The organism is Pseudomonas sp. UBA4194, assembly GCF_002379585.1.
Lineage (GTDB): Bacteria > Pseudomonadota > Gammaproteobacteria > Pseudomonadales > Pseudomonadaceae > Aquipseudomonas.
In genome coordinates, this window is the sequence record NZ_DFUE01000016.1 from 68,316 (window position 1) to 91,001 (window position 22,686).

A 22,686-nucleotide genomic window follows, 5' to 3' on the forward strand; every position below is an offset into this window, starting at 1 on the left:
GCGGGTTCTACCCGCGATGAGGCCCGCCCTGACACCCCACATCACGACAAAAACGCCGCCACCCGATCCGCCGCCGTCTCCAGATGCTGGTCGTGGGTAAACCCCGAGGCCTTCAGCGGTTTGAGGTCATGATCGGCCGCGGTCAACCAATACAGCTCGATCTCACTGGACAACTCATACCCCGCCACCGTCTCGCTGTTGCCCAGGGCATCCCGCTCGCCCTGGATGATCAAGGTCGGTGTGCGCAGGTCCGCCAAGTGCTCGACCCGGGGTTTTTCCGGCTTGCCGGCCGCATAGAAGGGATACCCCAGGCACACCAGCGCATCGGCGCCCAGTTCATCCGCCAAGAGGCTGGCCATGCGTCCCCCCATGGATTTGCCGCCGATGGCCAGCTTGCCAGCGACCAAAGGCCGCACCAGCGCGTACACCTGTCGCCAGCTTTCCAGCAGCACGGCCTGGGGATTGGGCGGGCGCTTGCCACCGCCTTCGCGTCGCTGAGCCATGTACGGAAACTCGAATCGCACCACGCTCACGCCCCCGGCCGCCAGGCGTTGCGCCATGTCTTCCATGAACGCGCTGTCCATCGGCGCTCCTGCGCCATGGGCCAGGATCAGGCACGGTGCTTCGCTGGCCTCCTGCGCCGGATTCCACAACCACCGGTTGTCTTGCATGCGTTGCAGCCACTGATCGTCGTTCATGCCATTTCCATAGTCGATTAACACCGATGAACACAGGTAGACTCGCCCGCTTCGATAGACTTTTGACGACCCTGCGCCGCAGCCCATCAGACCGTCTAGCCCAATAGTTACAAGACAATTCAATGAATCCAACCAGCGCAAATTACTGACCGATCGATCAGCTTTTTATTGACAATGGCAGGCCCTCTACGCCTATGATTCCACCGCGTCAGCGAGCCATTGCCCCGCAATGATCGAATTCCAATAACTACAATCTGAACCGTGGAAGTCCTGCATGAGCACAGCCATCACCCCGACCGCTTACAACTACAAGGTGGTCCGCCAGTTTGCCATCATGACGGTGGTCTGGGGGATCGTCGGCATGGCCGTGGGCGTGTTCATCGCCGCCCAACTGGTCTGGCCGGCACTGAACTTCGACCTGCCGTGGACCTCCTTCGGCCGCCTGCGCCCCCTGCACACCAACCTGGTGATCTTTGCCTTCGGCGGCTGCGCCCTGTTTGGCACCTCCTACTACGTGGTGCAGCGCACCTGTCAGGCGCGCCTGGTCAGCGATCGCCTTGCGGCCTTCACCTTCTGGGGCTGGCAGGCGGTGATCCTCGGCGCCATCGTCAGCCTGCCGCTGGGCTACACCACCACCAAGGAATACGCCGAGCTGGAATGGCCCATCGCGATTCTGCTGGCAGTGGTATGGATTGCCTACGCGGTGGTGTTCTTCGGCACCATCGTCAAGCGCAACACCCGCCATATCTACGTTGCCAACTGGTTCTACGGCGCCTTCATCGTGGTCACGCTGATGCTGCATGTGGTCAACCATGCCTCGCTGCCGGTCGGCCTGTTCAAATCCTACTCGGCCTACTCTGGCGCCACCGACGCGATGATCCAGTGGTGGTACGGCCATAACGCCGTCGGCTTTTTCCTCACCACCGGTTTTCTCGGCATGATGTACTACTTCGTGCCCAAGCAGGCCGAACGCCCGGTGTACTCCTATCGCCTGTCGATCGTGCATTTCTGGGCACTGATCACCCTGTACATCTGGGCCGGCCCCCATCACCTGCACTATACCGCCCTGCCCGACTGGGCCCAGAGCCTGGGCATGGTGATGTCGATCATTCTGCTGGTACCCAGCTGGGGCGGCATGATCAATGGCATGATGACCCTTTCGGGCGCCTGGCATAAGCTGCGCAGCGACCCGATCCTGCGCTTTCTGGTGGTGTCCCTGGCGTTCTACGGCATGTCCACCTTCGAAGGCCCGATGATGGCCATCAAGACCGTCAACTCCCTGTCCCACTACACCGACTGGACCATCGGCCACGTGCACGCCGGTGCCTTGGGCTGGGTCGCAATGATCACCATCGGAGCCACCTATCACATGATTCCCAAGGTGTTCGGCCGCCCGCAGATGCACAGCATCGGGTTGGTCAACGCGCACTTCTGGCTGGCTACGGTGGGGACCGTACTGTACATCGCCGCAATGTGGGTCAATGGCATCACCCAAGGCCTGATGTGGCGCGCCATCAACGATGACGGCACCCTCACCTACTCCTTCGTCGAGGCCCTGGTGGCCAGCCGTCCCGGTTACTTCGTGCGGGTGGTCGGCGGTGCCTGCTTCGCCAGCGGCATGCTGGTGATGGCCTGGAACGTCTGGCGTACGGTGCGCAGCGCCGATCCTGCCGAGGCTGACGCCGCGGCCCGTATCGCTGTTGCGAGGGCGCACTGATGAAACATCAGATCGTAGAAAAGAACATCGGCCTGATGGCTCTGTTCATGGTGCTGGCGGTCAGCGTTGGCGGCCTGACCCAGATCGTCCCCCTGTTCTTCCAGGACGTCACCACTCAGCCCATCGAAGGCATGAAGCCGCGCAGCGCGCTGGAACTCGAAGGTCGCGACGTGTACATCGCCAACGGCTGCGTGGGTTGCCACTCGCAGATGATCCGGCCGTTTCGTGCCGAAACCGAGCGCTATGGCCACTACTCGGTGGCCGGTGAAAGCGTCTGGGATCACCCGTTCCTGTGGGGCTCCAAACGTACCGGCCCGGACCTGGCCCGCGTCGGCGGGCGCTACTCGGATGACTGGCATCGCGCGCACCTGATCAACCCCCGCGATCTGGTGCCGGAGTCGATCATGCCGGGCTACCCGTTCCTGATGGAGCGGCCCATCGATGCCACGCAAACGGCCAGGAAGATGCAGACCTTGCGCCGCCTGGGCGTGCCCTACAGCGATGCCGACATTGCCGGTGCCGAAGCGGCGGTCAAGGGCAAGACCGAAATGGACGCCCTGGTGGCCTATCTGCAAGGTCTGGGCACCTTGATCAAGAGCAAGCGGTGAGCCATGGACATTCAAACGATTCGTGGCCTGGGTACCGTGGTGGTGATGGTGGCGTTCATCGGTCTGGCATTGTGGGTGTTCAGCGCCAGGCGCAAGCCGGACTTCGATGAGGCCACCCTGTTGCCGTTCGCCGACGACCCCGAAGCCGCCGCACGGGTTCACGCACAACAACAAGAAAAGCCGGACCGGAGCACCGCCCAATGAGTACCTTCTGGAGCCTGTATATCAGCGTCCTGACCCTGGGCACGCTGATCGCCATGACCTGGCTGTTGCTGTCCACCCGCAAGGGCCAGCGTCAGGACACCACCGAACAGACCGTAGGCCATACCTTCGACGGCATCGAGGAATACGACAATCCCCTGCCGCGCTGGTGGTTCATGCTGTTCATTGCCACCATCGTCTTCGCCCTCGGTTACCTGGCCTTGTACCCTGGCCTGGGTAATTTCGCCGGCCTGGTGCCCGGCTATAAATACCTGGACGAAGCCACGCAGACCCCCTTTACCGATGGCCAGCAGGGTTGGACCGCGGTGCATGAGTGGGAAAAGGAAATGCAGCAGAGCGAGGCGCGTTTCGGACCGATATTTGCCCGGTTTGCCGCCCTGCCTATCGAAGAGGTGGCCAAGGACCCACAGGCACTGAAGATGGGTGCGAGGCTGTTCGCCTCCAATTGTTCGGTGTGTCATGGCTCCGATGCCAAGGGCGCCTATGGCTACCCCAACCTGACCGACGATGTATGGCGGTGGGGCGGTGATCCGCAGGCCATCAAGACCAGCATTCTCAACGGCCGCATGGGCGTGATGCCCGGCTGGGGACCCGTGCTGGGCGACCAGGGCGTGACCGATGTATCGGCGTATGTGATCACCGTGCTGGGCGGTCGCTCGTTGCCGGCCGGCACCCGGGCCGACCCGACCAACGGCGCGAAGCTGTTCGCGACCACCTGCATCGCCTGCCACGGACCTCAGGGCAAGGGTAACCCGCTGTTGGGCGCCCCCGACCTGACACATCCTGAAGCGTTTATCTATGGCTCGAGCCTGGCGCAGCTGCAGCAGACCATTCGTGTCGGCCGTCAAGGCCAGATGCCCGCACAGCAGGTGATGCAGGGCAACGATCGGGTCCACCTGCTCGCGGCCTATGTATACAGCCTGTCCCAGCAAGACGCGGACAAGCCCCAGGCAGACGCCCCAGCGCCGTGAGCGTGCGGGTATCATCAGCAGTTTTCTGAAGTCCCAGCGGATCAGCCCCCATGCACAAACCCATAGAGGTCATCGACATTACCCCGGCGCCTGGCGCCGAGGTGCACCTCTATGCGCCGCGACGGCATATCTACACCCGTGCCTTCAGCGGCCTGTTTCGCAACCTGCGCAGGATTGTGGGCGGCGTACTGATGCTGCTGTATTTCGCCACCGCATGGGTCAACTGGGGCGGGCATCAGGCGGTGTGGTGGAACCTGCCGGAACGCAAGTTCTACATTTTTGGCGCAACGTTCTGGCCGCAGGATTTCATCCTGCTGTCGGGCCTGCTGATCGTGGCAGCGTTCGGCCTGTTCTTCGTGACCGTCTACGCCGGGCGAGTGTGGTGCGGCTACAGCTGCCCGCAGAGTGTCTGGACCTGGCTGTTCATGTGGTGCGAGAAAGTTACCGAAGGTGACCGCAACCAGCGCATCAAGCTCGATCAGGCCCCCTTCAGCGGGCAAAAGCTGCTGCGCAAGGCGGCCAAGCATGGCCTGTGGATCGTGATCGCCCTGGCCACGGGGCTGACTTTCGTCGGCTACTTCACTCCGATTCGGCCACTGACGGGCGAGCTGCTCACCGGGCAAGCGGATGGCTGGGCGTATTTCTGGGTGGCTTTGCTCACTGTGGCAACCTACGCCAACGCCGGCTGGCTGCGCGAGCAGGTGTGCATCCACATGTGCCCCTACGCGCGCTTTCAAAGCGTGATGTTCGACAAGGACACGCTGATCGTGTCGTACGACCCGCAGCGTGGCGAACAGCGCGGCCCGCGGCGCAAGGAAACCGATCCCAAAGCGGTCGGGCTGGGAGACTGCATCGACTGCACTATGTGCGTGCAGGTATGCCCTACCGGTATCGACATCCGCGATGGCTTGCAGATCGAATGCATAGGCTGCGCGGCGTGTGTGGATGCGTGCGACAGCGTGATGGACAAGATGGCCTACCCACGCGGCTTGATCAGCTACACCACGGAGCACAACCTGGCGGGCCTGAAGACCCGGCCGTTGCGCCCTCGCCTGATAGCCTATGGGGCCGTGTTGCTGGTCTTGCTGGGGGTGTTGGTGGGCGGTTTCATGACCCGGCCGCTGCTGGCACTGGATGTCAGCAAGGACCGAGCGCTGTATCGCGAGAACAGCCAGGGGCACATCGAGAACGTGTACAGCCTGAAAGTGATCAACAAGGACCAACGTGAGCACCTGTACGTTTTGCAGGCGCAAGGGCTGGCGGGCTTGCACCTGCATGGCGGGGGCGAGATTCACGTAGGGCCGGGGGAAATCGTCAACCGTGTAGTGCGTCTGTCGGTGCCGCCCGAGGAGCTGCCGGCCAGCAGCAATGAGGTCAGCTTCATACTGACCACGGCTGATGACGCGCAGGAACGGGTCGAGGTGCAAAGCCGCTTCAATGGCCCGGCCGGTTCGGGGGTGCGTCCATGAATCGTGAAGTCGAAGCCTGGTACAGGCATCGCTGGCCGTGGATCATCATCACCCTGCTGGCTTGCTCGGTCGGTTTAAGTCTGGCCATGGTGACCATTGCGGTGAAGCATCCCGACACCTTGGTGAGCGACAACTATTACGAGGCCGGCAAGGGCATCAATCGTTCTCTGGATCGCGAGCTGCTGGCTCAGGCGCTGCAACTGCGCGCCGAGGTGCGTCTGGACGAGTTGACCGGCGAGGTGGACGTGCGACTCAGTGGCGACAGTCAGCCTGCTGGCCTGACCCTGAACCTGATTTCCCCGACTCAACCGGGCAAGGATCGTCAGGTCCAGCTCAAGCGCAGCGCCAGCGAGCCCGGGCGGTATGTCGGACAGCTGGATGATAGCGTGCAGGGGCGGCGTTTCGTGGAGTTGCTCGGCGAGCACGAGGGTAGTACCTGGCGTTTGTTCGAGGAAGAACAGGTGGGCGCCGAGCGTGCGCTGCAACTGGGTGATGAACCTTTGCAGGCCGCCGAGGAGCATGGGCAATGAGTGACAGCCCAAAGGTCTGGATCGACCGGGCCGGCCCCATCGCGGGCAGAGCCCGCTCCTACAGGGGATTTGCGGTGGATGGGGGATTGTGGCTCGGCAGGGCCGGCGCCATCGCGGGCAGAGCCCGCTCCCACAGGGGATTTGGGGTGGATCGGGGGGTGTGGTTGGGCGGGGCCGGCGCCTTCGCGGGCAGAGCCCGTTTTTACGGGGGCGGGGTTGACCTTGAAGTTGGGTTCACCTCGATCCCCTGTGGGAGCGGGCTCTGCCCGCGATGGGGCCGGCAGGGGCGCCGCGAAGCATGCTGACCCCCTGCTACCACTGCGGCCTCCCCACCCCACCGGGGCCGGGATTCGAAGCGTCGGTGCTGGGAGCACTCAGATCCTTCTGCTGCCCGGGCTGCCAGGCCGTGGCCGAAACCATCGTTGCCAGCGGTCTGCAGCACTATTACCAGCACCGCGACCACAGCTCCACCCATCCCGCCACCCTACCCCGCCAGCTACCGGACGAACTGGCGCTGTACGACCGCCCCGACGTCAACGCCGGCTTCGTCCAGCACCACAACAACCTCGCCGAAACCACCCTGCTGGTCGAAGGTATCACCTGCGCAGCCTGCGGCTGGCTGATCGAAAAACACCTGCTCGCCCTGCCGGGTGTCAGTGAAGCGCGCCTGAACCTGAGCAACCACCGCCTGCACCTGCGTTGGGACGATCAGCAGCTTGCGTTGAGCCAGGTGTTCAGCGAACTGCGGCATATCGGCTACGTCGCCCACCCCTACCAGGCCGACCACGCCGCCCAACAACTGGCCAAGGAAAACCGCCAGGCCCTGCGTCGCCTCGGCGTGGCCGGGCTGTTATGGTTCCAGGCCATGATGGCAACCATGGCCACCTGGCCAGAATTTAACCTGGACCTGAGCCCCGAGCTGCACACCATCCTGCGCTGGGTCGCCTTGTTCCTGACCACGCCAATCGTGTTCTACAGCTGCGCACCGATCTTCGCCGCAGCCATCCGCGACCTGCGCAGCCGCCACCTGGGCATGGACGTCTCGGTGGCGCTGGCCATCGGTGGCGCGTACCTGGCAGGCGTCTGGACCGCGATCAGCGGCCAGGGCGAGCTGTACCTGGATGCGGTCGGCATGTTCGCGCTGTTCCTGCTCAGCGGCCGCTACCTCGAGCGCCGCGCCCGCGAGCGCACCGCGCTGGCGACTGCACAGCTGGTCAACCTGCTGCCGGCCTCCTGCCTGCGCCTGGACGCTGAGGGCAACGCCCAGCGGGTGCTGCTGCGCGAATTGCAACGGGGCGACCGGGTGCTGGTCGCCCCCGGTGCCGTGGTGCCTGCCGACGGCTGCATCGTTGCCGGCGTGTCGCAGGTCGATGAATCACTGCTCACCGGTGAGTACCTGCCTCAGCCGCGCAGCGTGGGAGACGAAGTGGCGGCGGGCACCTTGAACGTCGACAGCCCGTTGACCGTGCGCGTCCAGGCATTGGGCGACGCCACGCGGTTGTCGGCCATCGCCCGCCTGCTGCAACGCGCGCAGAACCACAAACCGCGACTGGCCGAGATCGCCGACCGTGCCGCCAGAGCCTTTGTCCTGGCATCGCTGGTGGCGGCCGTGGTGATCGGCTTGCTGTGGTGGCAGCTGCAACCCTCTCGCGCACTGTGGGTCGTGCTGGCCATGCTGGTCGCCACCTGCCCGTGTGCGCTGTCCCTGGCCACGCCCACCGCCCTGACCGCCGCCACCGGCAGCCTGCACACTCTGGGCCTGCTGCTGACTCGCGGCCACGTACTGGAAAGCCTGCCGACCATCGACACGGTGGTGTTCGATAAAACCGGCACCCTCACCGAAGGCCAGCTGACGCTGCGCACTGTGCACCCCTTGCAGCAATTGGATGCCGACGCCTGCCTCAACCTGGCGGCGGCACTGGAAATGCACTCCGAACACCCGATCGCCCGGGCCTTCGGTAGGTCGACGCAGCCGGCCACAGACGTCTGCAGCTTCCCCGGTCAAGGCCTGCAAGGGTGGCTGCACGGCCGTCAGCTGCGCATCGGCGAGGCACGCTTCGTTGCCGCGCTCAGCGGCCAGGCTCCCCCACCGATGCCTCCAGGGTCAGGGCAGTGGCTACTGCTCGGCGACGAGCAGGCACCCCTGGCCTGGTTGCAGCTCGACGACGCCATTCGCCAGGACGCAGCGCTGCTGCTGCAAGATTGCCGAGCCCGCGGCTGGCGTACGCTGCTGTTGTCTGGGGACAGCTCGCCCATGGTCGCCACGGTGGCTCAAATACTGGACATCGACGAACACCACGGCGGTCTGCAACCTGAAGACAAGCTGGCCCTGTTGCAGCAATTGCAGGGCCAGGGACGCCGGGTGCTGGTGCTGGGCGACGGTGTCAACGATGCCCCACTGCTGGCCGCCGCTGATATCGGCATCGCCATGGGCAGCGGCACCGACCTGGCCAAGACCAGCGCCGACGCAGTGCTGCTGTGCAACCGTCTGGGCAATCTGGTGCAGGCCTTTGCCCTGGCCGCCCGCACCCGCGTGGTGATCCGCCAGAACCTGATATGGGCCTGCCTCTACAACGGGCTGATGCTGCCGTTCGCCGCGCTTGGCTGGGTCACGCCCGTATGGGCCGCCATCGGCATGTCCCTGAGCTCGCTGACCGTGGTGCTCAACGCGCTCCGCCTGACCCGCCTGAAGGAGGTCCCATGCCGGCCCTGTACGTGATGATCCCCGCCGCGCTGCTGGTAGTGGGTGTGGCCGTGTATGTGTTCTTCTGGGCGGTGGACACCGGCCAGTACGATGACCTCGACAGCCCGAGCCATAGCATCTTGTTCGACGATCAGGACCCCAGCCATCACGCCGGGGTCGATGAGGCGGCGGGCAAGGTCAGTGAGCGACAGGAGCCGCCCCATGCTTGATCTGCTGCCACTGCTGGCGTCAGCGCTGGTGCTGGGACTGCTCGGCGGCGGGCATTGCCTGGGCATGTGCGGTGGTCTGATGGGGGCGCTGACCCTGGCCATTCCCGCCGAGCACAAACAACGGCGCATGGGTCTGTTGCTGGCCTATAACCTGGGCCGGGTACTGAGCTATGCCAGCGCCGGGCTGATCCTGGGTCTGGCAGGCTGGGCGCTCGGCAACAGCCCGGGGTTGATGGTGATGCGCATGATCGCTGCGTCGCTGCTGGTGGCCATGGGTTTGTACCTGGGTGGCTGGTGGCACGGCCTGACCCGTATCGAAGGGTTGGGGCGTGGCCTGTGGCGGCACATTCAGCCGCTGGCCACCCGATTGCTGCCAGTGACTAGCCTGCCTCGGGCCCTGTTGTTGGGCGCGCTATGGGGCTGGTTGCCCTGCGGGCTGGTCTACAGCACTTTGCTGTGGGCCGCCAGCCAAGGCAACGCGGGCACCAGCGCAGTGCTGATGCTGGCGTTTGGCATCGGCACCTGGCCGGTGCTGATTCTGACCGGCCTCGCGGCCCAGCGCGGTACGGCGCTGCTGCGTAGGCGCAGCGTGCGCACCACCGGCGCGGTGATCGTCATCCTGTTCGGGCTGTGGACGTTTCCCTGGCCGGGCGGGCACGGCGGGATGCAGCATTCGACGCCGGCATCGGGGCACACCGAGCATCAACAGATGCACCACGAATCGATGCCTCATGATGCTGCAAGCCATCACTGAGCATCACTGCGCGCCGAACATGCCGGTCCAATAGATCCCGGCATCGCTTTTCGGGTCCACGGCATAGCCTGCGCCCAGCTCGCGGTACTGCGGATTCATCAGATTGGCACAATGGCCTGGGCTGGCCAGCCAGCCGTCCACCACCTTGCGCGGATCATCCTGCCCGGCGGCGATATTCTCGCCTATCGCCTGGCCGACGTAGCCGGCCAGCTCGGCGCGGTCGCCCGGGGTGTGGCCATCGCGGTCCTTGTGGTCGAAGAAATTCTGGTTGGCCATGGCCCGGCTGTGGCCTTCGGCGGCCGTCCCCAGCAGGGCATTCCAGGCCAGCGGCGTGGTCGCTGCGAACGCCTGGGCTCCGCATTGGTGGGGTTGGCTGCGGGCGCTGTTGACCATTTCCAGCAGGCGCTGACCTTCGGCCTGCCAGTCGCCCAGACGCGCGGTCATCAGCGGCCGCGCCAGCAGCACGCGCCAGTCGCGGCCTTCACGGCTGACGCCGATATCGACGAACTGGGGGTCGAGCACCACCTGGCAAAAGCTTTCACGCACGGCGGTCATGGCCGACGCCGCGTCGCGGGGGCCGGACAGGGTGATCGCCCGTACGCTGACCATGGGGTAGTTAGCCTGAGCGAGGGTTTGCTGCAGGTCACCGGCACGGCCGGCGGACTGGTTCAGCCGCGGATCGCTGGCCAGCGGCGGCAGCTCGGCGTAAGCCTGACCTTGGCAGCTTTGCATCTGGCCACGGTAGGCATTGATGGCCTGGACCAACTCAGGCGCGTCGGCAGCGTGGGCGTGGCTGGCCAGCATCAGGCTGGCGACAGCGACGGAGAACGACAGTGCACGCATGAAAGACTCCTGAAAACGTGGTGGTCTACATTAACTCACTGCATGAGCTCGGGTCATCGGTTGGCTCGGCCGGCCTCATCGCGGGCAGAGCCCGCTCCCACAGGGTTCTGCGCGCATACACCATGATAAGAATCACAAGCATCGTCCTGGCGATTTTCGCCCTCGCCCTTCTCTGGATGGGCGGCACGCTGCTGGTCAGCGGCGGCTCGCCGGCCTATGCCGCCATCGGCGTCGGCGTGCTGCTCACCGCCGTTCTGCTGTTCCTGCGCAAACGCGCGGCCCTCACCGTGTACGCCCTGTTGATGTGGGCCATCCTGGCCTGGATCATCTACGAAGTGGGCTTCGATAAATGGCAGTGGATCCCTCGCGGCGATCTGTTCGCCCTGGTCGGCCTGTGGCTGGCCTTGCCGTGGATCGCAGGGCCGCTGAACCGTGCCAAGGGCAATGCCAGCCGCCGTTTCCACCCCTTTCTGGGCTCTACCGTGATTGCGATGATGGCCGTCGTGGTTGCGCTGATGTTCTACGACCCCTACCCCCAGGCCGGCAAACTGGCCAACACGGTGTCGGCGCCGGCCGCCGACGCGCCCGCCGACGATTGGGCCGCCTACGGTGGCACTCAGGCTGGCCAACGCTTCTCCAGCCTCAAGCAGATCGACGCTGGCAACGCCAGCAAACTCAGCGTGGCCTGGGAATACCACACCGGCGATCTGCGCGACCCGGCCAAGGACGCCAGCGAATACACCTTCGAAGCGACGCCATTGAAGGTCAACGACCGGGTCTATCTGTGCACCGCACACAACGAGGTGCACGCGCTCAACCCGCAGACCGGCGAATTGGCCTGGAAGTACACGCCGGAAAAGAACCGCTCCTACCTGCAGCAGCACCAGACCTGCCGTGGTGTCAGCTACTACGCAGCGCCTATCGATGGCAGCGTTGCCCAGAACGATACGCCGGCCAGCCCGGCACTGTGCAGCAAGCGCATCATCACCGCCACGGCCGACGCTCGCCTGGTGGCGCTGGACGCCGACACCGGCAAAGCCTGCACCGGCTTCGGTGACAACGGCGTCGTCGACCTGAAGGCCAACATGGGTCAACTGCGCCCTCACGCCCTGATGCAGACAGCCGCACCGCTGGTGGCCGGCAACCTGATCGTGGTCGGTGGTTCGGTGATGGACAACGGCTACAACGCCGGCAACCCGTCGGGTGTCATCCGCGCCTACGATGCGCTCAGCGGCAAGCTGGTGTGGAATTTCGATCCGGCCAACCCGGAGCAGACCCAACCCATCGCCGCCGACCAGACCTACCCCCAGGACACCCCCGTGGCCTGGACCACCCTGAGCGCCGACCTGCAGAACGGTCTGGTCTACGTGCCCTTCGGCAATGCCTCGCCGGACGAGACCGGTTCGGGCCGGGACCCCAACAGCAACACCGAGAAATTCCGTGACGCCATCGTTGCCCTGGATCTACAGACCGGTGCATTCAAATGGCGATTCCAGAGTTCCTATAACGACCTGTGGGACCGCGACAACCCTTCGCAACCTTCGCTGCTGGACATCGGTACCGACGGCAATCGACAGCCCGCGCTGGTACTGCCGACCAAGGTCGGTAACCTGTTCGTGCTCAATCGCCTGACCGGCGAGCCGATCACCCCCGTGCAGCAAGTGCCGGTGTCGACCCAGGGTGGTGTGGCCGGTGAGCGCTTCTCGGCTTCGCAACCTGTGTCCACGTTGAACTTCATTCCGCAGCCGCTGAGCGAAGCGTCCATGTGGGGCCTGACGCCTTTCGACCAGATGGCCTGCCGCATCGATTTCAACAGGCTGCGCTACGACGGCAATCCCTGGACACCTGCCACGGAAAGCGGCTCGCTGATCTTTCCCGGCAACATCGGTGCCTTCAACTGGGGCTCGGTGGCCGTCGATCCGCAGCGCCAGATTCTGATCGGTGCACCGGTACGCCTGGCTTATAAGTACAGGTTGATCAAACGCACGCCGGAAACCGCCGACAAGCGCCTGTTCAGCCAGGACGGCCAGCCCTACTGGAACGAGAACTTCCAGGGCGACTATGCCGTGCACATCCAGCAGTTTGCCTCCAACCTGGGCATTCCCTGCATCGCGCCGCCGTGGGGTCGCCTGGTGGGCGTGGACCTGAACACCGGCAAGACCGAATGGATGCGCCGGATCGGCACGACCAAGAATCTCAAGACCAGCTTCCTGCCGGGCCGTTTCCCGATCGGTTTCCCCATGGGCATGGTCGCCCACGGCGGGCCTTTGATCACCGCCGGCGGCGTGGTCTTCCATGGCGCGACGGCGGACAACTTCATCCGTGCCTATGACGTCGACACCGGCGAGATTCTCTGGGAGAAAGAACTGCCGGCCGGAGCACAGGCTACGCCTTCGACCTACATGGGCAACGACGGCAAGCAATACGTCGTCATCGCCGCAGGCGGCCACGGCTCGCTGGGCACGACCCTGGGTGACAGCGTCATCGCGTTCAGATTGCAGTAAGCCAATGCAGCGATTGTTGGCCCTGGCCACAATCGCTGCTTTACTCACTTCAGCCCGATAACCCTTTTGCAGGAGTGCCCGATGGAACGTCTGACCGCCAAGGATTTCTCCCCCGAGCTGCTCGAGCTCTACGATTTCTACGCACACGGCAAGATCAATCGCCGCGAGTTTCTCGACCGCGCGGCGCTGTTTACCTTCGGCGGCCTGACCGCCTCGGCGCTGCTGGCCAGCCTCAGCCCCAACTACGCCATGGCCCAGCAGATCGAGTTCACCGACCCGGATATCCTCGCCGAGTATGTGACCTACCCCTCGCCCAACGGCCATGGCCAGGTCCGCGGTTACCTGGTGCGACCCACCAAGGTTGCCGGCAAGGTGCCGGGTGTTGTCGTGGTGCACGAAAACCGCGGCCTGAACCCCTACATCGAAGATGTGGCCCGGCGCGTGGCCAAAGCCGGCTACCTGGCCTTCGCACCGGACGGGCTCAGTTCGGTCGGCGGCTACCCCGGCAACGACGACAAGGGCCGGGAATTGCAGGCCACCGTCGACCCGACCAAATTGATGAACGACTTTTTTGCCGCCATCGAGTGGTTGGGTAAACACCAGGCGAGCACCGGCAAGGTCGGCATCACCGGTTTCTGCTACGGCGGCGGTGTCTCCAACGCAGCGGCCGTGGCCTACCCGGAGCTGGCGTGCGCGGTGCCGTTCTACGGTCGCCAGGCCGACGCCAAGGATGTGCCTCAGATCAAGGCTCCGCTGCTGCTGCATTACGGCGAGCTGGATACCCGGGTCAACGAAGGGTGGCCGGCCTACGAGGCTGCACTGAAGGCGGCCGGCAAAACCTATGAGGCGTACATCTATCCAGGCGCCAATCACGGCTTCCACAACGATTCCACCCCTCGCTACGACAAGGCAGCCGCCGACCTTGCCTGGGAGCGGACCCTGGGCTGGTTCAAGAAGTACCTCACGGTCTGAGCCCTGGCCACGGCGAGCGATCGGTTGCGGCGGTCGCCGTGCATGGCACGAGCCGCCCAACGGCCATGCACCCAGGCCTGCCGCACTGACGTACAATGCCGGCCTTTCAAACGCCGCGACCCGCCCGATGAACACCCAAGCTCTCGCTGTATTGCATCACCACCTGCTGACTGCCCTCGCCACCCCGCCCGCCGAAACCCGGCGTCTGTTCCACGGCCGTGGCCGACGCTGGCCAGGCCTGGAGCAACTGACGGTGGACTGGTTGCAGGGCGTGGTGCTGGTGTCGCTGTTCAAGGAACCCCAGGCCGAGGAGCAGGCAACGCTGCGGCAATTGCTGGAGGACCTCGCTGCCAGCCCGACTTGGACACAAAGCGGTGCCACGGCCCTGGCCCTGCAACACCGGTATCTGCCCGACAGTGACGTGCAGTGGCTAACCGGGGCGCCCGTGGAGCAGTGCACGCTGATCGAAAGCGGTTTGCGCTATCGCATCGATCTGGGCCGCAAGCAGAACAACGGGCTGTTCCTGGACATGCGCTACGGGCGCGACTGGGTGCGCGCCAATGCCCAGGGCAAACAGGTGTTGAATCTGTTTGCCTATACCTGCGGCTTTTCCGTGGCGGCGATCGCGGGGGGTGCCGAGCATGTGGTGAACCTGGACATGTCCCGCGCAGCCCTCACCCGTGGACGGGAAAACCATCATCTCAATGGCCACGATCTGGGCAAGGTCAGCTTTCTGGGGCACGACCTGTTCAAGTCGTGGGCCAAGGTGACGCGCAGCGGGCCTTATGACCTGGTGATCATCGACCCGCCCTCGTTTCAGAAAGGCAGTTTTCTGCTGACCAAGGATTATCAGCGGGTGCTGCGGCGCCTGCCGGAGTTGCTGACGCCGCGTGGCGTGGTGCTGGCGTGCATGAACGATCCGGCCTTGGGCCCCGAGTACCTGGTCGAGGAGCTGCACCGCGAAGCACCTGGATTGCGCTTTGTCGAGCGGCTGGAAAACCCGCCAGAGTTCGCTGATATCGACCCGCAGAGTGGTTTGAAGGCGTTGGTGTTTCACCGAGATTAAGGGCAGCGGGGTTGAGGGCAGCGGGGTTGTGGCAAGCAGGTCCGGCCCCTTCGCGGCTGCACGCCGCTCCTACGAAGAGCGGCGGTGTGGCGGAAATTGTGGAGCGACCGGGCGCCCTTCTTGCCAGCGTCCCATCACTGCACTTATAGTCCCCGCCAGGCGCTCTCCACGCCTCCATCCGCGGAAAGGGCTGCGCCCAGGACCTGGCAATGCACACTGTCTTCTACGACTCCCAACCTTCCAGCGGACAAGGTTTGCCAAGGAGCTCGTATGTCCGCCACTGCCCTACCCTCGTCCCGTGATGGCCGTCTCAACCTCGAACAACAACGCAAACGCGCGAAGGAATTGCTGCGTCACTTGAAAGCCCAGGCCACCGGCAGCGACCTGCCCACCCTGTCCGACGCCCAATGGCAAATCGCCAAGCAACTGGGCTTCAGCAGTTGGCCCAAGCTCAAGGCACACGTCGATGCCATCGACTTCGCCGCCCGCCATCCCGACTTCGCCCGCTGCGACGAACCCGGCACTGCGCACTGGCGCTGTGGCAACGACATCGCCCACAGTCTCAAGCTCGCCGGGTTCAAGGGCCGCTTCCATATGCTCGCGGATCCACTGTGTATGGGCCCGGTGCGTGACCTGCCAGTGGCTGAATATTTGGCCGAGCGCAGTCAGTTCATCAGCCAGTCGTTCGGCTTGCCGCTGGCGGATATGCAGCGCCGGGCCTGGGAGGAGCACGCCGGGCTGGAAACCCTCAAAGATGGCACGCCCGTGGTCCTGTGGTGCGAAGCGGATGCCTATGACCAGCTGTTTCTGATCCGCGTGCTAGCAACCCTTCCAGCCGATGCCGATCATGTCGAGCTGATCCAGGTCGATCGCATTCCCGGGGTCGATCGCTTTATCGGTATCGGTCAGCTGGCGCCCGATGTACTGGCCTGGCTGTGGCCGCAACGCCGTCAGGTAACCCCCGCCGCCCTGGCGCTGGCGCGCCGCGCATGGGCCGCCTATTGCAGCGACTCGCCGCTAGCACTGGCCGAGATTGCCCATGGCGTTAACCCCGAACTGCCGCTGCTGGCGCCTGCCCTCCTTCGTCAGTTGCAGGAACTGCCCGGCCTGAGCGATGGCTTGTCACTGACCGAACGGCTGACTTTGCAGTGCCTGCAGGCATTTACGCAGGCCACGGGCGAACAGGTATTTTCCGAATTGATGAGCCGACGGGAGCCGTTGCCGTATCTGGGCGACATGATGTTTCGCGGGATCCTGCGGCCGCTGATCGATGGGCCCGAACCTTTGCTGAGCGAAAGTGGGTTGGATCTCGACTGGCCCAAGCGACCACTGCGACTGACTGAACTAGGTGAGCAGGTGCTGCGAGGCGCGGCGTACTGGCCCGATCACGGTGCGCCAGAGCGGTGGGTGGGAGGGGTGTGTATCCGAGGCGGGGAAGCGCATTGGGCGCTGGATGAAGGTTTGAGGGTGGTTTGGCGTAGTTGATGGGGGTGGGCTTGGGGGCTGGTAGGTGGGGTCGGCTGGCTTGGGATCGGTGGTGAATGGTCCCCTCACCCCAGCCCTCTCCCTGAGGGAGAGGGAGCTAAAAGCGGATCGCCGATAGCCGCAACACCGCCGTACGGCTCCCTCTCCCTCAGGGAGAGGGGGCTAAAAGCGGATCGCCGATAGCCGCAACACCGCCGTACGGCTCCCTCTCCCTCAGGGAGAGGGCGCTAAAAGCGGATCGCCCATAGCCGCAACACCACCTTACGGCTCCCTCTCCCTCAGGGAGAGGGCTGGGGTGAGGGGACCATTCACCGCCGATCTCAAACCATCCCCAATCCCCCATCAATCCCCCCGCGGCCGATAAAACTTGAACTCCGCCGTCTCCCCCGTCTTGATCAACGTTTTCACCCAACTGGGCGAAACATCACGGTCGTGAAAATAGAGCGCCCCCTGGGTCCGATCCTTGAGCTGCTGATTCAGCGCCCGGCGGGCGATTTCCTTGGACACCACGTAGCGATCCTCCTCCTGCACCTGATCGGCACGCCCATCACACCACCAGGAAAACTGGCAGCTCTTGTGCTCCGAACCCTGTTTGACGACCCCGCAGATGGTGTCTGGAAAGCCGTTATGGCCGACCCGGTTGAGCACCACTTCGGCCACGGCTTCCATATCCGCCGCAGCCCCGCCCTTGGCTTCCCAGTAGATGGTCCGGGACAGGCACGTCAGCGCATCGTCCACCGATTCCTTGCCGGCCGGATCGACCGCCTGCACTTCGGTCTTGGTGATGGTTTGCGCCTTGGCCACGGGAGAAGCCGTCTCGTTATTGGCTGCCTTTTCTTCCAGCACCTGGGCCTTGCTTTCCGCCTGCGCCGCAGCCGGTTCGATCGGCGCGGCCAGCAGGTTGAGTGGGAACACCGCAAAACATAGGGTCAGAGCGAGTGCACGCATGAGTAACCTGCTGGTTGGGCCCTATTCGGGCTGATGGGCCAAGGGAGGGGTGCGCGGAGGTATCTGGCGTTTGCTGCCGGTAGCCTCGAACGCAGCCGCGAAACCGAGCAGGTTGGTATCGTCATAGGCACGTCCGGCAAAGGTAAGCCCCACCGGCATGCCGATATCCGCCATCACGCCCATGGGCACGGTAACGGTCGGTACACCGAGGTGCCGAATCGCCAGGTTGCCGTTGGCCACCCACACACCATTGCTCCAGGCGATGTCCGCCGCTTGCGGATCGACATCGGCGTTCGCCGGGCCCACATCGGCAACCGTGGGGAACAGCACAGCGTCCAGCCTCAGTTTATCCATCCAGTCTTCGAGGTCGATCTTGCGCGTGTGTTCCAGACCGCGCAGGCCATCGGGCAGGGTACTGATCTGGTCCCAGGGGGTAATGCCGCGCTCGGCCATTTTCACGTATTCGTCCATGCCTGCGGCGAGGTCCCCTTCCCTGTTGGGCAGGGTGCCCGGATCGTGAGGGAAGATCAGCGGTCCGTCGACGTCGACCAGACGGTTCAACGCCGGGTCGCCATTGGCCTGCAGGAAATCATCGAAGGCCCAGGCCGTCAGATCCCACAGCTCATGGTGCAGAAATTCCTTGGAGACGATGCCGCGATTGAACACCGTCGGCGCGCCCGGCCGGTCGCCTTCGCAGTTGGATACCAGCGGAAAGTCCACCTCGATCACTTCGGCGCCCGCGGCCTGCAATGCACGACTGGCCTGCTGCCACAGCGCGATGACCGACGCCCGAGTGACAATGCGCTGCCCGGTGGGGCCGCCGATACCCGGCTGGTCGGCGGTACCTGCCTGGGGGTCGGCATTGATGTACATCCGCGGCACGCCGAAGCGCTTACCCACCAGGCCTTGCACACCTGTGGCCAGCGCAGGGTAAGAAGCTGGCCGTACCTGCTCGACCGCGGGGATGGGCACCCAGGGCTGCAACCGCCACAAATCGCCCCGCGTGTCGGCATCGGGCGCGACCACCACATCCAGCACTTCCAACAGGTCGGCCATGGTTCGGGCGAAAGGCACCACCACGTCCATGGTCGGTGTCAGGGGCCAGTTGCCTCGCACCGAAATCACCCCCCGCGAGGGCGTATAGGCACACAAGCCATTGTTGGACGCAGGCCCCCGGCCGCTCGACCAGGTTTCCTCGGCCAGGCCGAAAGCGGCAAAGCTGGCGGCCGTGGCCGTGCCCGCACCATTGGACGAACCCGAAGCAAAGGGGGCCGTCAGGTAGGCTGCGTTATAGGGGCTTTCTGCCCGCCCGTAGACGCCGCGCTGCATGCCACCATTGGCCATCGGCGGCATATTGGTCTTGCCCAGGCATACCGCACCGCCGCCACGTAGACGCTCGATGGTGAACGCATCACGTTGCGCTACCAGGCTGGCGAAGGCCGGGCTGCCGGACGCCGCTGTCAGCCCCTTGACCAGGTAGCTGTCCTTGGCGGTGTAGGGAATGCCGTCCAGCGGGCCCAGGCATTGCCCGCTGGCCCGGCGGGCATCCGAGGCGGCGGCCTCGGCCAGGGCGTCGGGGTTGCGTACCACCACGGCGTTCAACGCCGTGGCAGTATCGGCGCCGTCGTAGGCATCGATCCGCGCCAGGTAGGCTTCTACCAACTGGACCGAGGTGGTTTGCCCGGTTTCAAGGGCGGTGCGCAGGTCCGCGATGGACACTTCGGTGACTTCGATCATGGTTCAGGCCTTGGCCGCCATGGCGGTGACTTCCACGCGCATGCCTTCGACCGCCAACGCCGCCACGCCTACCGCCGCACGCACCGGCCAGGGCTTGGCAAAGAAGCGCTGGTACACTTCGTTGAATGCGGCACGATCAGCCATGTCGGTGAGGTAGATGGTCAGGTGCAGCACCCGGTCCATGGAACTGCCGGCGCGCTCGAGTGCCACCTTGAGGGCCTGCAAGGTGCACTCGCTCTGCTCGACGATGCCGCCCAGCTCCAGACTGCCATCTTCTCGGGTCGGAATCTGCGTGGACACCAGCAGGCCGCCGAAGCCGGCGACGTCGGAAGAAATGGATTCGGCATCCGGGTCGGGAAGGAAGGTGATGTCGTGGTTGGCCATGGGGCTCCCTGATTGAATAACTGAGCGAAGTGCGCATGTTATATCAGATGAGCGGGACGTCAGCAGCCGACATCGAGCGGCGGGCGCTACCCCCGGGAAGCGCGGGTCTGGTCGACCAGTTGCAGGCTGTCGCGGCCACCGCGCTTGGATTGGTACAACGCCACATCACCCTGCTCGATCAGCGCGGTCAGGCTTGCCGGTGGCTGGTTGATCACCGTAGCGCCGATACTCAGCGTGACCGCCTCGGGAGTCGCGAACCTCTGCTCGGCGACTTGCTGGAAGCGGCCGCGCAGCGTGCTGCTCAACGCGACGACACGCTCGATCGAAGCATCGCCCAGCAGGATGACGAACTCGTCGCCGCCCAGGCGAGCGGCCAGTGCGCCCTGGGGAAGCACGATGCGGATCATCTCGCTCAATGCGACCAGTAACTGGTCACCCGCGGCATGCCCGTGCAGATCATTCACCAGCTTGAAATTGTCGATGTCGATCAGCAGCAAAGCCCCGGGTTGGGCAGTGGAAACGTTATCCAGCAGACGCGGGGCACGCACCTCGAGGGCCCGCCGGTTATACAGCGCTGTCAGCGGATCGCGGGCGGCCAGGCGGGCGATACGCTTTTCGCGTCGGTAGCGTTCAGTGCCGGTCATCGACAACGCGATCAGCATGATCGCCATGGCCCCTTCCACCAGCGATACCTGAATGATCTCCCCACGAAAAGCCGCCAGGTCGATCAACGTGCCCGGTACCACCGCAGTGACCGCCTTGGCGAAGTAGAACACGCCGTGCACCAGCAGCACGTAACGCAACTGCACTGCGCCCACGCTCAGCGACTTGCCATGGGGCCGCAGCAGAAAGCTGGCGCGTAGGGTAAGCAGCGACACCGACAGCGAGTTGGCCACCAGCATGACCTTGGACCACGATTCGCCGGCAGGCAAAAGCAAGAGCGCCAGCCATCCCAGGAAGATCAGGTACCAGCCACGCGATAATCGGGTTTCGGTGAAGCGGGCGACCCCCAGCAGGAACAGAAAATGCGCGGTCACCAGCAGGCCGTTGGCAAACCAGATGCCGATCAGCAACAGTCCGCTGGCACGCAGCAGTGCCAGCGTCGAGCCGATGCTGATAGTGGCGAACCCAGCACTCCAGAACAGCAACGAGGCCTCGCGCACGGTCCGCCACTCGATCGCCAGGTAGAGCGCAGCGGCGGCTGCCAGGGCGATGGTGATGGTAAGCATGGTCAACGGGTCGAGCGCCATAGACTGCCGGTATTCCTGGTGTGAGGTCAGGGATGAATTGTAACCGCGGGGGTGCGCTTTTCGCAGGCCCGGGGAGTGATGGTCTGGATGGGCGATGCCCCCCTGCCCCCTTGTATCGGCATGGCCTCGTGGTGCTTTAGGGGGAAGTTTCGAAGGCGCTCGGGCCGTGGTCATTGTCCACTTCAAAGCGACAGTCATACACCATTCACCTTATTTATCCGCCGCCGCGCCCAGCCTAACCTAGTCTCACGTTGCAACCGCAACTACCCACCCCTCACACGATAAAGGACTTCACCATGACCAACGCCACTTACAATCGCCTGAACAAAGACGACGCCGTAGTTCTGCTGGTAGACCACCAGACCGGCCTGATTTCGCTGGTACAGGACTTCACCCCCAACGAGTTCAAGAACAATGTATTGGCGCTGGCCGACCTGGCTAAGTTCTTCGAGCTGCCGACCATCCTCACTACCAGCTTCGAGCAGGGCCCCAACGGCCCACTGGTTCCGGAGCTCAAGGAGATGTTCCCGGACGCGCCCTACATCGCCCGCCCTGGCCAGATCAATGCCTGGGACAACGAAGATTTCGTCAAGGCGATCAAGGCCACGGGCCGCAAGCAGATCATCATCGCCGGCGTGGTGACCGATGTTTGTGTCGCCTTCCCTACCCTGTCGGCGCTGGCTGAAGGTTTTGACGTGTTCGTGGTCACCGACGCCTCCGGCACCTTCAACACCACTGTGCAACAGGCGGCCTGGGCCCGGATGAGCGCGGCCGGTGCGCAATTGATGAACTGGTTCTCGGTGGCCTGTGAGCTGCACCGCGACTGGCGCAACGACATCGAAGGCCTGGGTAACCTGCTGTCCCAGCGCATTCCCAACTACCGCAACCTGATGAACAGCTACTCGGCCCTGTCGGCACGTTGATCGGCTGCCCCTCCTGAGAAGATGCCAACCCGGCCCGCCCTGCACATGCAGAGGCGGATGCCGGGTCGAGGCGGTCATGTTCGGCTGTGGCACCGCATGCTGTCGTCAGAGCGACTGAGTCCCATGCCTGACAAGTCGGTATAGTCCGCCACCTACTCGGCGGAAACTCCAAATGTTCGAACTCTCCAGCTACCTAGGCTTGTTCCTCGCCGCCTTCGGCGCGGCCACCTTGCTGCCGTTGCAATCGGAAGCCGTACTGGTGGGCATGCTGTTATCGGAGCGCTACGTCGCTGTGATGCTGTTAGCAGTGGCAACCACCGGCAATGTGCTGGGCTCGGTGGTGAATTGGTATCTGGGCAGGTCCATCGAGCGCTTTCGACATCGCCGCTGGTTTCCGGTCAGCGAGCGTCATCTGGACACAGCCCAGAGAGCCTATCGACGCCACGGGCGCTGGGCGTTGCTGCTCAGTTGGGTACCGATCATTGGCGACCCGATCACCTTGGTCGCCGGCGTGCTCCGCGAGCCGTTATGGAGTTTTGTGCTGGTGGTGACGATAGCCAAGGGCTTTCGGTATCTGGTGCTGGTAGCCCTGACGCTAGGGTGGATTGGCTGAGTGCAACGCTGATGCGGCTGACGCCTTCGCGGCTTCACGCCGCTCCTACAGGGATCGCGTACATCTGTAGCGAAGGGGC

21 protein-coding genes are annotated in these 22,686 nt (G+C 64.2%); 15 read left to right on the forward strand and 6 right to left on the reverse strand.

Features of this window, described 5'->3' with window-relative positions; translation table 11 throughout:
* Positions 1-41: 41 nt before the first annotated feature.
* Entirely contained in the window at positions 42-698 is a 657-nt protein-coding gene (locus tag B3397_RS04040) for an alpha/beta family hydrolase (RefSeq protein WP_349679015.1), read from the reverse strand.
* Positions 699-972: 274 nt separating this feature from the next.
* Here B3397_RS04040 and ccoN point away from each other — a divergent pair, with 274 nt between their 5' ends.
* From ccoN to B3397_RS04085, 9 genes are all read left to right on the forward strand, one after another.
* A complete protein-coding gene (ccoN, locus tag B3397_RS04045; protein WP_296247513.1) occupies positions 973-2,415 on the forward strand; it encodes a cytochrome-c oxidase, cbb3-type subunit I in 1,443 nt (480 codons plus the stop codon).
* Positions 2,415-3,023 carry a cytochrome-c oxidase, cbb3-type subunit II gene (gene ccoO, locus B3397_RS04050; protein WP_296247514.1) on the forward strand — a complete coding sequence of 203 codons (609 nt, stop codon included), beginning with the start codon at positions 2,415-2,417 and terminating at the stop codon, positions 3,021-3,023. The genes ccoN and ccoO overlap by 1 nt, the downstream gene beginning before the upstream one ends.
* Before the next feature lie 3 nt (positions 3,024-3,026).
* Positions 3,027-3,227, forward strand: a complete 201-nt coding sequence (locus tag B3397_RS04055; RefSeq protein ID WP_296247516.1) for a cbb3-type cytochrome oxidase subunit 3 — start codon at positions 3,027-3,029, stop codon at positions 3,225-3,227.
* Entirely contained in the window at positions 3,224-4,216 is a 993-nt protein-coding gene (gene ccoP / locus B3397_RS04060) for a cytochrome-c oxidase, cbb3-type subunit III (protein WP_296247518.1), read from the forward strand. The genes B3397_RS04055 and ccoP overlap by 4 nt, the downstream gene beginning before the upstream one ends.
* 50 nt (positions 4,217-4,266) lie before the next feature.
* A complete protein-coding gene (ccoG, locus tag B3397_RS04065; RefSeq protein WP_296247520.1) occupies positions 4,267-5,685 on the forward strand; it encodes a cytochrome c oxidase accessory protein CcoG in 1,419 nt (472 codons plus the stop codon).
* Entirely contained in the window at positions 5,682-6,215 is a 534-nt protein-coding gene (locus B3397_RS04070; protein WP_296247522.1) for a FixH family protein, read from the forward strand. The genes ccoG and B3397_RS04070 overlap by 4 nt, the downstream gene beginning before the upstream one ends.
* A 298-nt stretch (positions 6,216-6,513) precedes the next feature.
* Positions 6,514-8,934 carry a heavy metal translocating P-type ATPase gene (locus B3397_RS04075; protein WP_296247524.1) on the forward strand — a complete coding sequence of 807 codons (2,421 nt, stop codon included), beginning with the start codon at positions 6,514-6,516 and terminating at the stop codon, positions 8,932-8,934.
* The gene (gene ccoS, locus B3397_RS04080; RefSeq protein ID WP_296247526.1) at positions 8,916-9,128 is read left to right on the forward strand and encodes a cbb3-type cytochrome oxidase assembly protein CcoS; all 213 of its coding nucleotides are present in this window, start codon (positions 8,916-8,918) and stop codon (positions 9,126-9,128) included. Before B3397_RS04075 ends, ccoS begins: the two co-directional genes overlap by 19 nt.
* A complete protein-coding gene (locus B3397_RS04085) occupies positions 9,121-9,882 on the forward strand; it encodes a sulfite exporter TauE/SafE family protein (RefSeq protein WP_296247528.1) in 762 nt (253 codons plus the stop codon). The genes ccoS and B3397_RS04085 overlap by 8 nt, the downstream gene beginning before the upstream one ends.
* A 3-nt stretch (positions 9,883-9,885) precedes the next feature.
* On the opposite strand, the gene B3397_RS04090 is transcribed toward B3397_RS04085, so the two are convergent.
* Positions 9,886-10,725, reverse strand: a complete 840-nt coding sequence (locus B3397_RS04090; RefSeq protein WP_296247530.1) for a CAP domain-containing protein — start codon at positions 10,723-10,725, stop codon at positions 9,886-9,888.
* A gap of 122 nt (positions 10,726-10,847) precedes the next feature.
* On the opposite strand from B3397_RS04090, the gene B3397_RS04095 reads away from it, so the two are divergent.
* The 4 genes from B3397_RS04095 (at position 10,848) to B3397_RS04110 (ending at position 16,752) form a co-directional block, all read left to right on the forward strand.
* Positions 10,848-13,229, forward strand: coding sequence for a membrane-bound PQQ-dependent dehydrogenase, glucose/quinate/shikimate family (locus B3397_RS04095; protein WP_296247532.1), 2,382 nt, complete (start codon positions 10,848-10,850; stop codon positions 13,227-13,229).
* A gap of 81 nt (positions 13,230-13,310) precedes the next feature.
* Positions 13,311-14,201 carry a YghX family hydrolase gene (gene yghX, locus B3397_RS04100; protein ID WP_296247534.1) on the forward strand — a complete coding sequence of 297 codons (891 nt, stop codon included), beginning with the start codon at positions 13,311-13,313 and terminating at the stop codon, positions 14,199-14,201.
* 127 nt (positions 14,202-14,328) lie between these two features.
* Entirely contained in the window at positions 14,329-15,267 is a 939-nt protein-coding gene (locus B3397_RS04105) for a class I SAM-dependent methyltransferase (RefSeq protein WP_296247536.1), read from the forward strand.
* A gap of 270 nt (positions 15,268-15,537) precedes the next feature.
* Positions 15,538-16,752 (forward strand): DUF1835 domain-containing protein, encoded by a 1,215-nt coding sequence (locus B3397_RS04110; protein WP_296247538.1) that lies wholly within the window; start codon positions 15,538-15,540, stop codon positions 16,750-16,752.
* Positions 16,753-17,094: 342 nt separating this feature from the next.
* Here B3397_RS04110 and B3397_RS04115 read toward each other — a convergent pair whose 3' ends face one another.
* The 4 genes from B3397_RS04115 to B3397_RS04130 all read right to left on the reverse strand — a co-directional run bounded on the left by B3397_RS04115 (position 17,095) and on the right by B3397_RS04130 (position 21,071).
* Positions 17,095-17,700: a cell wall hydrolase gene (locus B3397_RS04115; RefSeq protein ID WP_296247540.1), complete on the reverse strand. Its 606-nt coding sequence runs from the start codon at positions 17,698-17,700 to the stop codon at positions 17,095-17,097.
* Between the two features lie 21 nt (positions 17,701-17,721).
* On the reverse strand, positions 17,722-19,437 hold the full coding sequence (locus B3397_RS04120; protein WP_296247542.1) for an amidase: 1,716 nt from the start codon (positions 19,435-19,437) through the stop codon (positions 17,722-17,724).
* 3 nt (positions 19,438-19,440) lie between these two features.
* Positions 19,441-19,821: a RidA family protein gene (locus tag B3397_RS04125; RefSeq protein WP_296247543.1), complete on the reverse strand. Its 381-nt coding sequence runs from the start codon at positions 19,819-19,821 to the stop codon at positions 19,441-19,443.
* An 86-nt stretch (positions 19,822-19,907) separates the two neighbouring features.
* Complete coding sequence (locus B3397_RS04130) at positions 19,908-21,071, reverse strand: GGDEF domain-containing protein (protein WP_296247544.1); 1,164 nt, start codon at positions 21,069-21,071, stop codon at positions 19,908-19,910.
* A 296-nt stretch (positions 21,072-21,367) separates the two neighbouring features.
* Between B3397_RS04130 and ycaC the strand changes: the two genes are divergently transcribed.
* Both ycaC and B3397_RS04140 read left to right on the forward strand, forming a co-directional pair.
* Entirely contained in the window at positions 21,368-21,994 is a 627-nt protein-coding gene (ycaC, locus tag B3397_RS04135) for an isochorismate family cysteine hydrolase YcaC (protein WP_296247545.1), read from the forward strand.
* Positions 21,995-22,166: 172 nt separating this feature from the next.
* Positions 22,167-22,607, forward strand: coding sequence for a YqaA family protein (locus B3397_RS04140; RefSeq protein ID WP_296247547.1), 441 nt, complete (start codon positions 22,167-22,169; stop codon positions 22,605-22,607).
* Positions 22,608-22,686 lie beyond the last annotated feature (79 nt).

Bases quoted from the DNA above. Each gene is read 5' to 3' on its own strand.
- B3397_RS04040 (WP_349679015.1), bottom strand. From the start codon at position 698: ATGAACGACGATCAGTGGCTGCAACGCATGCAAGACAACCGGTGGTTG.
- ccoN (WP_296247513.1), top strand. From the start codon at position 973: ATGAGCACAGCCATCACCCCGACCGCTTACAACTACAAGGTGGTCCGC.
- ccoO (WP_296247514.1), top strand. From the start codon at position 2,415: ATGAAACATCAGATCGTAGAAAAGAACATCGGCCTGATGGCTCTGTTC.
- B3397_RS04055 (WP_296247516.1), top strand. From the start codon at position 3,027: ATGGACATTCAAACGATTCGTGGCCTGGGTACCGTGGTGGTGATGGTG.
- ccoP (WP_296247518.1), top strand. From the start codon at position 3,224: ATGAGTACCTTCTGGAGCCTGTATATCAGCGTCCTGACCCTGGGCACG.
- ccoG (WP_296247520.1), top strand. From the start codon at position 4,267: ATGCACAAACCCATAGAGGTCATCGACATTACCCCGGCGCCTGGCGCC.
- B3397_RS04070 (WP_296247522.1), top strand. From the start codon at position 5,682: ATGAATCGTGAAGTCGAAGCCTGGTACAGGCATCGCTGGCCGTGGATC.
- B3397_RS04075 (WP_296247524.1), top strand. From the start codon at position 6,514: ATGCTGACCCCCTGCTACCACTGCGGCCTCCCCACCCCACCGGGGCCG.
- ccoS (WP_296247526.1), top strand. From the start codon at position 8,916: ATGCCGGCCCTGTACGTGATGATCCCCGCCGCGCTGCTGGTAGTGGGT.
- B3397_RS04085 (WP_296247528.1), top strand. From the start codon at position 9,121: ATGCTTGATCTGCTGCCACTGCTGGCGTCAGCGCTGGTGCTGGGACTG.
- B3397_RS04090 (WP_296247530.1), bottom strand. From the start codon at position 10,725: ATGCGTGCACTGTCGTTCTCCGTCGCTGTCGCCAGCCTGATGCTGGCC.
- B3397_RS04095 (WP_296247532.1), top strand. From the start codon at position 10,848: ATGATAAGAATCACAAGCATCGTCCTGGCGATTTTCGCCCTCGCCCTT.
- yghX (WP_296247534.1), top strand. From the start codon at position 13,311: ATGGAACGTCTGACCGCCAAGGATTTCTCCCCCGAGCTGCTCGAGCTC.
- B3397_RS04105 (WP_296247536.1), top strand. From the start codon at position 14,329: ATGAACACCCAAGCTCTCGCTGTATTGCATCACCACCTGCTGACTGCC.
- B3397_RS04110 (WP_296247538.1), top strand. From the start codon at position 15,538: ATGTCCGCCACTGCCCTACCCTCGTCCCGTGATGGCCGTCTCAACCTC.
- B3397_RS04115 (WP_296247540.1), bottom strand. From the start codon at position 17,700: ATGCGTGCACTCGCTCTGACCCTATGTTTTGCGGTGTTCCCACTCAAC.
- B3397_RS04120 (WP_296247542.1), bottom strand. From the start codon at position 19,437: ATGATCGAAGTCACCGAAGTGTCCATCGCGGACCTGCGCACCGCCCTT.
- B3397_RS04125 (WP_296247543.1), bottom strand. From the start codon at position 19,821: ATGGCCAACCACGACATCACCTTCCTTCCCGACCCGGATGCCGAATCC.
- B3397_RS04130 (WP_296247544.1), bottom strand. From the start codon at position 21,071: ATGGCGCTCGACCCGTTGACCATGCTTACCATCACCATCGCCCTGGCA.
- ycaC (WP_296247545.1), top strand. From the start codon at position 21,368: ATGACCAACGCCACTTACAATCGCCTGAACAAAGACGACGCCGTAGTT.
- B3397_RS04140 (WP_296247547.1), top strand. From the start codon at position 22,167: ATGTTCGAACTCTCCAGCTACCTAGGCTTGTTCCTCGCCGCCTTCGGC.